At 72.2% G+C, this 11,784-nt stretch carries 12 protein-coding genes; 5 read left to right on the forward strand and 7 right to left on the reverse strand.

Annotated elements, in window-relative coordinates; genetic code table 11:
- Positions 1–209 precede the first annotated feature (209 nt).
- The 3 genes from ABTX81_RS31980 to ABTX81_RS31990 are packed head-to-tail and all read right to left on the reverse strand — an operon-like array spanning position 210 to position 1,026.
- Positions 210–452: a hypothetical protein gene (locus tag ABTX81_RS31980; protein ID WP_350552967.1), complete on the reverse strand. Its 243-nt coding sequence runs from the start codon at positions 450–452 to the stop codon at positions 210–212.
- Positions 449–664, reverse strand: a complete 216-nt coding sequence (locus ABTX81_RS31985; RefSeq protein ID WP_350552969.1) for a hypothetical protein — start codon at positions 662–664, stop codon at positions 449–451. The genes ABTX81_RS31980 and ABTX81_RS31985 overlap by 4 nt, the downstream gene beginning before the upstream one ends.
- Complete coding sequence (locus ABTX81_RS31990; protein ID WP_350552971.1) at positions 661–1,026, reverse strand: ATP-binding protein; 366 nt, start codon at positions 1,024–1,026, stop codon at positions 661–663. Before ABTX81_RS31990 ends, ABTX81_RS31985 begins: the two co-directional genes overlap by 4 nt.
- 295 nt (positions 1,027–1,321) lie before the next feature.
- Between ABTX81_RS31990 and ABTX81_RS31995 the strand changes: the two genes are divergently transcribed.
- The 4 genes from ABTX81_RS31995 (at position 1,322) to ABTX81_RS32010 (ending at position 3,239) form a co-directional block, all read left to right on the forward strand.
- Positions 1,322–2,185 carry a helix-turn-helix domain-containing protein gene (locus ABTX81_RS31995; RefSeq protein ID WP_350552973.1) on the forward strand — a complete coding sequence of 288 codons (864 nt, stop codon included), beginning with the start codon at positions 1,322–1,324 and terminating at the stop codon, positions 2,183–2,185.
- Entirely contained in the window at positions 2,178–2,369 is a 192-nt protein-coding gene (locus tag ABTX81_RS32000; protein WP_350552975.1) for a DUF397 domain-containing protein, read from the forward strand. Before ABTX81_RS31995 ends, ABTX81_RS32000 begins: the two co-directional genes overlap by 8 nt.
- 146 nt (positions 2,370–2,515) lie before the next feature.
- Complete coding sequence (locus ABTX81_RS32005; protein WP_350552977.1) at positions 2,516–2,707, forward strand: hypothetical protein; 192 nt, start codon at positions 2,516–2,518, stop codon at positions 2,705–2,707.
- Positions 2,691–3,239 carry a DUF6879 family protein gene (locus ABTX81_RS32010; protein WP_350552979.1) on the forward strand — a complete coding sequence of 183 codons (549 nt, stop codon included), beginning with the start codon at positions 2,691–2,693 and terminating at the stop codon, positions 3,237–3,239. Before ABTX81_RS32005 ends, ABTX81_RS32010 begins: the two co-directional genes overlap by 17 nt.
- A 351-nt stretch (positions 3,240–3,590) precedes the next feature.
- On the opposite strand, the gene ABTX81_RS32015 is transcribed toward ABTX81_RS32010, so the two are convergent.
- Positions 3,591–4,199, reverse strand: coding sequence for a CatB-related O-acetyltransferase (locus tag ABTX81_RS32015; protein ID WP_350552981.1), 609 nt, complete (start codon positions 4,197–4,199; stop codon positions 3,591–3,593).
- 25 nt (positions 4,200–4,224) lie between these two features.
- Positions 4,225–6,504, reverse strand: a complete 2,280-nt coding sequence (locus tag ABTX81_RS32020) for an FdhF/YdeP family oxidoreductase (protein WP_350552983.1) — start codon at positions 6,502–6,504, stop codon at positions 4,225–4,227.
- A gap of 178 nt (positions 6,505–6,682) precedes the next feature.
- On the opposite strand from ABTX81_RS32020, the gene ABTX81_RS32025 reads away from it, so the two are divergent.
- Positions 6,683–8,404 carry a serine/threonine-protein kinase gene (locus ABTX81_RS32025; protein ID WP_350552985.1) on the forward strand — a complete coding sequence of 574 codons (1,722 nt, stop codon included), beginning with the start codon at positions 6,683–6,685 and terminating at the stop codon, positions 8,402–8,404.
- A 152-nt stretch (positions 8,405–8,556) separates the two neighbouring features.
- Here ABTX81_RS32025 and ABTX81_RS32030 read toward each other — a convergent pair whose 3' ends face one another.
- On the reverse strand, positions 8,557–10,482 hold the full coding sequence (locus ABTX81_RS32030; RefSeq protein WP_350552987.1) for an FAD/NAD(P)-binding protein: 1,926 nt from the start codon (positions 10,480–10,482) through the stop codon (positions 8,557–8,559).
- A complete protein-coding gene (locus tag ABTX81_RS32035) occupies positions 10,479–11,489 on the reverse strand; it encodes an amino acid ABC transporter permease (RefSeq protein ID WP_350552989.1) in 1,011 nt (336 codons plus the stop codon). Before ABTX81_RS32035 ends, ABTX81_RS32030 begins: the two co-directional genes overlap by 4 nt.
- Between the last annotated feature and the right edge of the window lie 295 nt (positions 11,490–11,784).

Raw genomic sequence — 11,784 nt, forward strand, 5'->3', positions numbered from 1 at the left:
GGACGCGGCCACCGAGCCCGGCCCCGAGGAAGTGCGGGCACTCCTGAAGCGCAGCCGCAGCGACCTGTCCGCGGCCTCGCTCGGTTCGAGCGAGGGCCGCCGGCTACCGCTGGGGTTCGCCGTAGGGAAGTCGGCGGGGTCAACTTCCTGGGCCACCGGGAAAGCGCGGAGCAGGAAGTCGGTCTGGTCGACTTCCTGCTCCGGGGTGGCTACTGGGGTGTGTGGTGGTGGTTGTCGGGGTTGGTTTCGGGGCTGAAGTGGCCGGCCTGGCGGGCGATCCAGGTGTATTCGGGGGTGCCGTCGGGGGTGGTGCGGAGTTCCCAGCGGCCGTGGCGGGTGATGGGCGGCGGGGGCGGGCCGACCTTCAAAGCCGTGATGACGCCGGTGACGACGGTGGTGAGGGCGAGGGCGAGGAGGACGGCGAAGGCGGTGCCGATGAGGAAGCCGGTCACTTTCGGCTCGCTTCGCGGAGGAGTTCGAGGAGGTTGAGGAGGGTGGGGAGGGGGGTCTCGCCGAAGTCGACGGTGGTGCCGTTGACGGTGGCGGAGTCCCACCGGATGCCGAACGGCTCGCCGAGGTCGTGGAGTTCGCGCAGGAGGTAGGTGACCTCGATGGCGGTGTAGGTGCGCAGGATGGGGTCGTTGGGGGTGATGGGGGTGTTCACGCGGCGGCGTCCAGCTCGAACCAGGTGACCTTGCCGGTCTTGGTGGGATGGGCGCCGGAGCGGTGGGTGAGGGCGTGGACGAGGTGGAGTCCGCGCCCGGACTCCGCGTAGGGGTCCGCACTCGGACGGGGCTCGGGGAGGGTGGGGCAGTCGTCGCAGACGGCGACGCGCAGGACGGTGGGCCGCAGGGAGACGAGGACGGCCGGGGCGGGGCAGCCGCCGTGCTGCCAGGCGTTGATGAAGAGTTCCTGGAAGGCGAGTTCGGCGTCGCCGATGGCCTCGGGCGGCCAGTCGGCGGTGTGGAGGATGGAGCGCAGCTCGGCGCGGATGGCGGAGCAGTCGGGCGGGTTGAGGGCACGCACGAGAAACCTCCGTGGTGAGAGGCGAGGGGGAGGGGTGTCGACGGATGCGTCGCCGTGAACTAGGCCAGCCCGGACCTGGCTGCTCTGCGGTGCGAAGTGGGCAGCATGCGCCTACTGCCCCAGGGAACAGGCATTACTGACGAACCGTCGGATCGTTGTGAGATCGACCATAGCGCAGCTCGCCACAAATTTGTGGCGAGCTGCTGGAAGTTCCCTCTTACGTGGCTCTAGCCCCGAATGGCTCAGCACGGCACCCGCGCGGCAGACTGATCCCCACGCCCGCAGAGAGGACGTCATGGCCCTTCGATCGAACCCCACTCTTCGCCAGCGTCGGCTCGGGGTCGAGTTGCGGAGAATGCGGGAGCAGGCAGGCTTCGGAGGCAGTCAACTCGCCCGCGCCATCGGCGCCACCCCGGCTCAGATCACCCAGATGGAAGCCGGCAAGACCGGCATCAGTGTCGAGCGCCTGCGCACGATCGCCGCGACGTGCATGTGCGTCAATGAGCCGTTGATCGATGCCCTCGCGGAGATCATCACCGAGCGCGGCAAGCCCGGTTGGTGGGAGGAGTATCGAGACGCCCTGGCGACGGACTTCCTCGAGAACGCCGAACTCGAAGGCCACGCGAACCGGCTCGTGACCTATACCGTGACCTTCGTCCCCGGGCTGCTCCAGACCAGCGGCTACGCATCCGCGGTGTTCGGCAACTCCATCCCGCCATTGCCGCACCATGAGGTCGACCTGCGAACGGTCTTTCGCATGCGGCGACAACAAGTAGTCCGCTCCGGTGCCGTTCCGTACACCGCGTACATCCACGAGGCGGCCCTGCGGATGCGGTTCAGTGGAGCAGAGGTCTTCACTGATCAGCTTGACGCACTTCTTGAGGTCTCCGAAGGATCGACAATCTCTGTCCGGGTCGTTCCGTTCGCCGTGGACGGCCTACCAAGCCCCAGCGAGAACTTCACCTATGCCGAAGGGTCGATCCCTGAGCTGGATACCGTCCAGATCGACACAGGTCTCGGCTGTCAGATCTTCGATGCCCCGGCCCACGTGGCAAAGTTCCGGGCCGTCCTCGCGCAGATGGAGTCGAACTCCCTCTCCGAGGAGAAGTCCCGTGACCTCATTCAGTCGATCAAGAAGGAAGCGGGACGGCGTGGCTAGCCCGACCTGGCAGAAGTCCAGCTACTCAGGGGCCAACAACGACTGTGTCGAGGTCCGCACAACAGCTGGACTGGTTGAACTGCGCGAATCAGAGGACCCTTGCGTCATAGTCCGCCCGCCTCTCATCGCTCTCGCTGGTCTTATCGACGCCATCAAGGCCGGTGAGCTGGACCACTATGCGTGACCTCGGTGGCCCCTCGCTCGGAGCCGAGCGAGGGGCCACTGGTTCGGGCTCGGGGTGGTTTCCAGTGTTGGAAACGTCAAGTCCTTGCCCGCCTCCCTTCGGGCTCGGGAGCATTGCCTGAACACCGAGCCATCGAGGAGGCGGCAGTGGAGCTGACGCGGCTTGTGGGTTCCTGTGACGACGGCGATTGCCCGACCCTGTACCTCACGGATCGGGGCACCCTCGCCGTGCAGGGTGCCCCGATCACCGAGCACGGCCTGCGGATTCCTGGTCACGAGACCCTGGTCGAAATTCCTGTCGAACTCGTCCGAAAGGCTGTCCGTGACAATTTCATCTAGGACCCTCGGGGAGTGCTTCTCGTCCTTCGAGCGGACGGCGTTCCGGCTGGAGACCCTCGACGACTACAGCCGGTCCGGCGGGGTGGACGCCTACCACGCGTTCCTCGCCGGTGGGGAGCAGCCTGCGGAGTACAAGGCCGCCGGCTGGGTGGCGACGGTGGCCGAGGCCACCGGCGCGGGGAAGCGCATGTATCGGGTCCACGTCCTCGCGCGGCCGCTCACCGATTACCTCCGGTTCGAACTCGAGTGGGGCTACCACCGCAACATGGCGGCCGGTGAGGAGTTCTTCATCCTGGACACCACCGATCGGCCGAACCCGATCCCGCAGGCTCCGGACTTCTGGCTGTTCGACGACGAGACGGTGGCCGCCATGAACTATGACGGCCACGGCAAGTACCTCGGTGCCGACTTCCCCGACAACAGCCGACTCACCGAGTTCAGGGCATACCGAGACACGGCGATGGCGCACGCCGTTCCGTTCACGGAATGGTGGGCCCAGTACGGCGCGTGTGACCGCCGCCCTCTCAGGTGACGGGATGCGCCGCCTGATCGAAGGCATTCGGGACGACTTCTTGAGGGAACAGGAAAGCGGCTCGTAACGACCTCTCCCTACTCCTACGTTAAGTGCCGCTCGACGCGAGCCACAGTGGCTCCCGTTGATCCACAAGGACGTTGGAGGATCATCGTGTTCAAGCGTGGGGCAGTCGCCGTGGCGGCGATCGTGCTGTGTGGGCTCGGCGGGGGTGTGGCGCTCGCGCAGGGGGCGGAGGGTGGTGGTGGCCGGCCGGGTGCGCCGTACACCTCGGAGGCGTGGATCGGGCACGAGTCCCACCGTGTCTTGGAGGGATGCAGCGGTTCGGCGCTCTCCTGCTTCTAGCCGCCCCTACTCCGGGGCAGGGGCGGCGGCTTCCAGGTCCTCCACGGTGCCGGACATGATGGTCCGCACGTGCTGGGTGATGTGGCCAGTGGGCCAGTCCCACCAGGACACGGCGAGGAGGCGGGTGATCTCCTCCTCGCTGTAGCGGTGGCGGATGAGGCGGGCGGGGTTGCCGCCGGCGATGGCGTAGTCGGGGACGTCGGTGGTGACCACGGAGCCGGTGGCGATGACGGCGCCGTGGCCGATGCGGACGCCCGGCATCACCGTCACGCCGTGGCCGAACCAGACGTCGTTGCCAACCACCGTGTCGCCCCGGTTCGGGAGGTCGGTGAGCAGGTCGAAGTGGGCGGCCCAGTCCCCGCCCATGATGGGGAAGGGGAAGGTCGACGGGCCGTCCACGCGGTGGTTGGCGCCGTTCATGATGAACCGCACGCCCGTGCCCAGGGCGCAGTACCTGCCGATGACCAGCCGCTCCGGGCCGTAGTGGTACAGCACGTTGCGGGTCTCGAACGCGGTCGGGTCGTCCGGGTCGTCGTAGTAGGTGAACTCGCCCACCTCGATGAGCGGGGACGTCACCAGGGGCCGGAGCAGCACCACGCGGGGCTGCTCCGGCATCGGGTGGAGGACCGCCGGGTCGGGCTCAGGCGCCACTGTCGGCCTCGAACCGGATCACCACGGCCTTGGACGTGGGCGTGTTGCTGATGTCGGCGGTGGAGTCCAGCGGGACCAGGACGTTGGTCTCGGGGTAGTACGCGGCCGCACCGCCCCGCGCCACCGGGTAGTGGACGACGCGGAAGTGCGGGGCGCGGCGCTCCACACCGTCCTTCCACTCGCTGACCAGGTCGACGTACTGGCCGTCGGAGAGCCCCAGTTCGATGGCGTCGGCCGGGTTGACCAGGACGACGCGGCGGCCGCCCTGGATGCCGCGGTAGCGGTCGTCCAGGCCGTAGATGGTGGTGTTGTACTGGTCGTGCGAGCGCAGCGTCTGGAGGAGGAGCCGGCCCTCCGGCACCTCCGGCGCCGTGAGCGGGTTGACCGTGAAGTTGGCCTTGCCGGTCGCCGTGGGGAAGGTGCGGGAGTCGCGGGGGCCGTGCGGGAGGGTGAAGCCTCCGGGGCGGCGGACCTTGTCGTTGTACTGCTCGAACCCGGGGACGACCCGGGCGATCCGGTCGCGCAGGGTGTCGTAGTCGGCCGCGAAGTCCTCCCACGGCACGGTGTCCTGCGGACCGAGGACGGCGCGGGCGAGGCGGCAGACGATGGCGGTCTCGGAGAGCAGGCCGGGCGCCGGCGGGCGCAGGCCGCCGCGCGAGGAGTGGACCTGGCCCATCGAGTCCTCGACGGTGACGAACTGGGCGCCGCGCGCGGTGACGTCCCGGTCGGTGCGGCCCAGGGTGGGCAGGATCAGGGCGCGGGCGCCGGTGATCACGTGCGAGCGGTTGAGCTTGGTGGAGACGTGCACCGTGAGCCGGCAGCGGCGCATCGCGGCCTCGGTGACCTCGGTGTCCGGGGTCGCGGCGACGAAGTTGCCGCCCATCGCGAAGAAGACGCCGATCCGGCCGTCCCGCATGGCGCGGATGGTGTCGACGGAGTCCAGGCCGTGCTCGCGCGGCGGTTCGAAGGAGAACTCCCGGCCGAGCGCGTCCAGGAAGGCGGTGGTGGGCCGCTCGAAGATGCCCATCGTCCGGTCGCCCTGGACGTTGCTGTGCCCGCGCACCGGGCAGACGCCCGCGCCCGGGCGGCCCACGTTGCCGCGCAGCAGCAGGAAGTTGACCACCTCGCGGATGGTCGGCACGGCGTGCTTGTGCTGGGTGAGGCCCATCGCCCAGCAGACGATGACCTTCTCGGAGGCGAGGACCAGCCGGCCCAGCTCCTCGATCTGCGACCACGGCAGCCCGGTGGCGGCGAGCACCTCCTCGCGGGAGGTCGACGCGGCCTCGGCGGCGAACTCCTCGAAGCCGTGGCAGTGCTCCTCGACGAAGGCGTGGTCGACGGCGTCCTTCTCCAGCAGCAGTTGGTTGAGCGCGCGGAACAGGGCGAGGTCGCCGCCGAGCCGGATCTGCAGGAAGAGGTCGGTCAGCTTGGTGCCGTGGCCGACCAGGCCGCGCGCCTGCTGCGGGTTCTTGAACCGCTCCAGGCCGGCCTCGGGCAGCGGGTTGACGCTGACGATGGTCGCCCCGGCGCGCTTGGCCCGCTCCAGGGCGGAGAGCATCCGGGGGTGGTTGGTGCCCGGGTTCTGGCCCGCGACGATGATCAGATCGGCCTGGTAGAGGTCCTTGAGGCTGACGCTGCCCTTGCCGACGCCGAGCGTCTCGGTGAGCGCCGAGCCGGAGGACTCGTGGCACATGTTGGAGCAGTCCGGCAGGTTGTTGGTGCCGAGCCGGCGGGCGAACAGCTGGTAGGCGAACGCCGCCTCGTTGCTGGTCCGGCCCGAGGTGTAGAAGGCGGCGCCGTCCGGGGTGTCCAGGGCGCGCAGCTCCTCGGCGATCAGCGCGAAGGCGTCGTCCCAGGAGACGGGGGCGTAGTGGGTGGCGCCCTCGTCGAGGAACATCGGCTGGGTGAGCCGGCCCTGCTGGCCGAGCCAGTAGCCGGAGCGCTCGGCCAGCTCGGCGACCGGGTGGGCGGCGAAGAACTCGGCGCGGATCCGGCGCTCGGTGGCCTCCTCGGCGACGGCCTTGGCGCCGTTCTCGCAGAACTCGGCGGTGTGTGTCTTCCCGGGCTCCGGCCAGGCGCAGCCGGGGCAGTCGAAGCCGTCGGGCTGGTTGATCTTGAGCAGGGTGCTGAGGGTGCGGCGGGCGCTCATCTGCTCGGTGGCCATCCGCAGGCTGTGGCCGACGGCGGGCAGCCCGGCGGCCGCGTGCTGGGGCGCCGACACCCGGGGGGCGTCCTGCGCCGGGTCGCTCTGCGGGGCCTGCTTGGCCATGACTGCGCTCCTCGGCTGTGCGGGGGCCGCCGCCTCGTCGCGGCGCCTGATCTCATCCTCGCACCTGGGAGGCCGGGGGCGGCAGGGGAGAAACCGGGGGAGGGCGGCCGGAACGGGGGCGCGGATAGAGTGCAGGTGCTTCGACAGGGCCGGGGGTGGGCGGGTGATGGTCGGCGACGTGCTCGATGAGCGGTACCAGCTGGTCGAGCGGCTGGGGCAGGGCGGGTTCGGCGTGGTGTGGCGGGCCTTCGACACCCGGATGCGGCGGCCGGTGGCGGTCAAGGTCATCAACCACCACGGCGAGGACCAGCAGAAGGCGGCGCTGCGGTTCGTCCGGGAGGCCTGCGCGGCCGGCAACCTCTCCCACCCGCACATCGTCACCGTGCACGACCTCGGCGAGGGTGAACTGGCCGGACGGCGGGTGACGTACCTGGTGATGGAGCTGCTCACCGGCCGCACCCTGACCGCCGTGCTGCGGGACGGCCCGGCGGACCCGGCGCAGAGCCTGCGCTGGGGGCGGCAGATCTGCTCCGCGCTGGCCGCCGCGCACGACGCGGGGATGGTGCACCGGGACATCAAGCCCGAGAACATCATGGTCACCGACGCCGGGGTGCTGAAGGTGCTGGACTTCGGCATCGCGCAGCTCGACATCGGGGCGGGCGGGCTGACCACCACCGGCGCGGTCGTCGGCAGCCCCGCGTACATGGCGCCGGAGCGGTGGACCGGGGGCCGGGTGGACGGCCGGGCCGACCTCTACGCGTTCGGCTGCGTGCTGGTGGAACTCTGCACCGGGGCGCGGCCGTTCGGCGGGGACTCGACGCCGGTGCTGATGTACCAGCACCTCAACGAGCCGCCGCCGGCGCTGGATCCGGCGCCGTTCGGGCTGCCGGCGGAGCTGGCGGGGCTGGTCGCGGAGCTGCTGGCGAAGGACCCGGCGCGGCGGCCGGCGGACGCCCGGACGGTGGAGCGGCGGCTGGCGGAGCTGGAGGAGCGGCGGACGGCGGGGCCGGTCGAGCCGGTGCTGCCGCCGCTCACGACTCCGCCGGTGACCGCGCCGCCGGCCCCGCCGGCCCCGCCGGCCCCGCCGCCTTCACCGCTTTCGCCGCAGGAGGCCGTCCGGGCCGCCCTGCGCGAGCGTCGGAACGCCGCTTTCCGGGCGGCGACGGCCGGCGAGTCCGCGCGGCAGCTCCAGGCGGTGGCCCAGGAGGCCGTGGTCGCGCTCGGCGCCACCGACCGCGAGACCCTCAACGCCTGGCGCGACTTCACCTGGTTCCTGAGCCGGGCCGGCGACCTCGACGGCGCGATCCGGCTGCTCTCCACGCTGTCCGAGGACATGCGGCTCGCCCTCGGCCAGGCCGACCCGGACACCCTCGCCGCCCGCTACCACCTGGTGTGGTGCATCGGCGAGAGCGGGGAGACGGTCAGCGCGGTGCGGCGGCTCGTCCAGCTGCTGCCGGACCTGCACGCCACCTGGGGCGGCCACGACCCGCGGGTGCTCAAGGCCCGGCACGACCTGGCGGTGTACACGGCCAACCGGGGCGACCTGGAGGGCGCGGTGCTCCAGCTGCGCACGCTGCTGCCGGACCTCACCCGGGCGCTCGGCGAGCAGCACCCGGCCACCCTCCAGGCCTGGCAGGACCTCTCCGGCTACCAGCGGCGGCTCGCGGCGGCCCCGGCCGGGCGGCCCCGACCCGGCCGCCGCCCGCGGATGCATCCGGGCGAGGCGCTGCTGCTGATCCGCCGCCTGCTGGCCTGGGACTTCACCTCGGACCAGGAGGCCAACGCCTGCCTGACCGCGCTGGAACGCGGCACCGGGATCAAGCAGGTCGGCGACTGGATCCTCGCCGCCCCGGACCACGTCACGGCCGAGGACCTGGTGGAGGAGATCTACGGCCCGTGAGGTGGCGGGCCCGCCGGGAGCCGGTCCCCGTGCGGGCGGGCGGACCGCGGCACAGCGTGAGGGGGTGACGGGCGCGGCGGCTGGACCGGGCCGCCGGGGCCGGGTGGGCGGAGCCGGTCCCCGCGCGGGTGGGTGCGGTGCGGGTGCGGTGGTCAGGCCGGCACCGCCGAGTCGGTGCGGGCGAGGGCGCGGAGGAGGGCGCGGGCGGCGGCGTCGTTCTGGCGGAAGCCGGGGGAGTCGGTGCGGGGGCGGGAGAAGGCGGCGGCGGCGCGGAGGCTGGTGTGCGGGCCGAGGGCGGTGCGCCGGGGATGGGCGTCGCCGTCGAGGGCCGGGTCGAGGACGCGGCTGTCGCCGGGGCGGATGGTGAGCAGGCCCGAGCGGTGGGTGTGGTCGGCGTCGGCGACGACCTCCTCGGTGATCCGCCCGGTGCGGTGCAGATCGCGCAGCAGCGGGTCACGGGTGCGGGCCAGCGCGTGCTTGGGCAGGTACGCCTCGACCAGCGCGGTGGCGGTGACGGTGTGGCCGGGCACGGTGGCGCCGGAGGCCCGCCAGGTGCCGGTGGCCTCGTCGCGCTCGACCCGGATGCCCGCGCCGAGGAAGCGGACCACCCCGGCCTCGGAGAGCGCGAGCAGTTGGCGCAGCCGGAAGCCGGGCGGGCCGGAGGCGAGGTAGCTGAAGTAGCCGAAGAACCACTCGTCGACCTCCTCGGCCACCGAGCGGGCGGTGAGCCGGCCGGAGCCGAGCAGCCGGGGCAGCTGGCCGAAGAGCGAGAGCAGGGCGAGGAAGGCGCCGAGGTCGGCGCTGTGGGCGGGGTCGGCGCGGCGGTCGGCGTCCTCGGCGATGTAGCGGCGCAGGTGGTGCTGGAGCTCCTCGGCGGTGCCGAGTTCCAGCCCGGCGAGCGGGAAGTCGAGGCGTTCCAGGTCGAGCCGGTCGGCCGGGTCGGGGACGGCCCGGGCGACCAGGGCGCGCAGCTCCGGGGAGGCCCACGGCGAGGCGTCGTAGCCGGCCAGGAACTCCGCCCAGGGCAGGGCGGTGCGCTCGGGGTGGGCGTGGAACAGTTCGTGGTAGTGCCCGAAGCCGATGTCCTTGGCCATCAACGGCCAGGCGTCGCGCCGCAGTCCGATCGGCCCGGGCCGGTCGAGCAGGGCGTCGACGGCGGCGGCGTCGAAGAAGCGGGGGAGCGGCGGGCGCGGTCCCCGGAGGCGGTAGTCGGTCTTGGAGTGGTACGGGACGCCGCGCCGCGAGCCGACGTGCAGCACGGGCTCGCGGCCGGAGGGCAGGTAGCGCAGGGCGCCCGCGCCGCCGGCCGGCTCGAAGCGGCCGCCGCGGCCCTCGGTGAGCAGGGAGACCAGGTCGACGAAGGCGAGCCCGAAGCCGCGCAGCACGGTGTGCTCGCCGGGCGCGATGCGGTCGAGGTCGGCGGCCGCGTCGGCGGAGTAGGCGGGCGGCAGGTGGAAGCGGCCGTGCCGGGTGGCGAAGGCGGTGTCGGCGGCGTAGCGGGGGTCGGGGGCGGAGTCGAGGTGGCCCAGGGTGAGCACGACGTGGTCGGCGGTGAGCATCCGGTCGGTGAGGTGGACGTGCTGCGGTCCGTCGGCCGGGCCCTCGACGCGGTGCGCGGTGTCCCGGTGGACGGTGACCGTGATGTGCGGCGGCAGGTCGGCGACGGCGCGCCGGAACACCCAGTCCAGGTAGGCGCTCTGGGCCCGCCGGGTGGGGAAGTCGGTGGGCGCCAGGGTGCGCAGCTCGGCCCTGACGTCCGGGTCGGTGATCTCCCGGTACGGGGCGAACTCCTCCACGGAGGCGGCCCATTCGGCGAGCGAGGGGCCGGGGCGGACCGGTCCGTCGATGGTGGAGCGCTCGTCGGTGAACATGGTGACGTCCTCGGCCATCGAGTTCATCCGCAGCAGCGGGGACTGCTCGTGGCGCCAGATCCGGCCCCCGCCGGGCGGGTGCGGGTCGACCAGGTGGATGTGCAACGGCCGGTCGGCGGGCAGCAGTTCGGGCGCGTTGGCGGCGATCCGCTCCAGCACGCCGGTGCCGCGCGGCCCGGCGCCGACGATGACGAGGGCGGCGCTCACCGGGCCGGCCCTTCGGCCGGGGCGTCGGCGGCGGCGCGCAGCCGCCGGTACCCGGCGCGGGCCTTCTGCAGCGGGGTGGGCGGCAGCCCCTCGCGGGTGGCGCCCTTGGCGTAGTGCCGCTCCACGTAGTACTGCCCGACCGACAGCACCGTGGTGATCACGATGTACCAGATGGTGGCGACCATCAGCATCGGGATGACCTGGTAGGACTGCAGGTAGACCAGCTGGACCGAGTAGAGCAGGTCGGAGACGGCCAGCACGCTGATGATGCTGGTCCCCTTGAGCGCGCTGATCAGCATGTTGCCGGCGGTCGGCACGATCGAGCGCATCGCCTGCGGGACGACGATCCGGCGCAGCACCCGCCACCGGCCGAGACCGAGCGCGGAGGCGGCCTCCAGCTGGCCGCGGTCGACGGAGAGGATGCCGCCGCGCACCACCTCGGCGGCGTACGCGGCCTCCAGCAGGGTCAGGCCGACGACGGCGGTGAGGGTCGGGCCGAACAGGTTGACGGTGCGGACGGTGAGGAACTCCGGGCCGAACGGGATGCCGAGGCCGAGCGTCGGGTAGAGGGCGCCGATGTTGAAGAAGAGCAGCAGCTGCACCAGGGCCGGGGTGGAGCGGAAGATCCAGATGTAGACCCAGCTGAGCGTGCGCAGCACCGGGTTGGCGGACAGCCGCATGGTGGCGAGGAGGGTGCCGAGCAGGAAGCCGAGGCCGAGGGTGACGGCGGTCAGCCAGAGGGTCAGGGTCAGGCCGTTCAGGACGGAGGCGGCGGTGAACCAGTCGGCGACCACGTCCCACTGGAACGCCTTGTTGCGGGCCAGCGAGTTGGCCACCATCGCGAAGAGCAGCAGGGCGACGGCGGCGGAGACCCACTGGCCGGGGCGGCGTCGGGGGACGATCCGGGCGGTGGCGGCCGCGGCGTCGGGGACGGCCGAGGGCGGCGGGGTGGCGGTTCCGGCGAGGGGGCGGGCGGGGGCGGGCAGGACGTCCGGCGGGGTGGCCATGCGGAGGCTCCAGGCGGGAGGGCGGAGATGCGCGCGGGCGCACGGGGCGTGGGTACGGCGTGGTCACGTACGGCCGTTGCGGCCGGCCCGCGTCCCTCAACGCGGCCGGCGGTGCACTGCACTCCGCTTTCGATCGTACGCGTGAGCGATCGGCGGGTGTCAAGGGCGGGAGGCCCGGTCCGGGCGGGGTCCCGGGACGCTTCGCGGGGCGACAGGAGATCGCAACACGGCGGCAATGGAGGGTGGTTGACGCCGTGCGCGGTTCGCTGCTCAACTTGAGGCCATGTACGCCGAG

Origin of the sequence: Kitasatospora sp. NPDC097605, assembly GCF_040302725.1 — a bacterium.
GTDB lineage: Bacteria > Actinomycetota > Actinomycetes > Streptomycetales > Streptomycetaceae > Kitasatospora.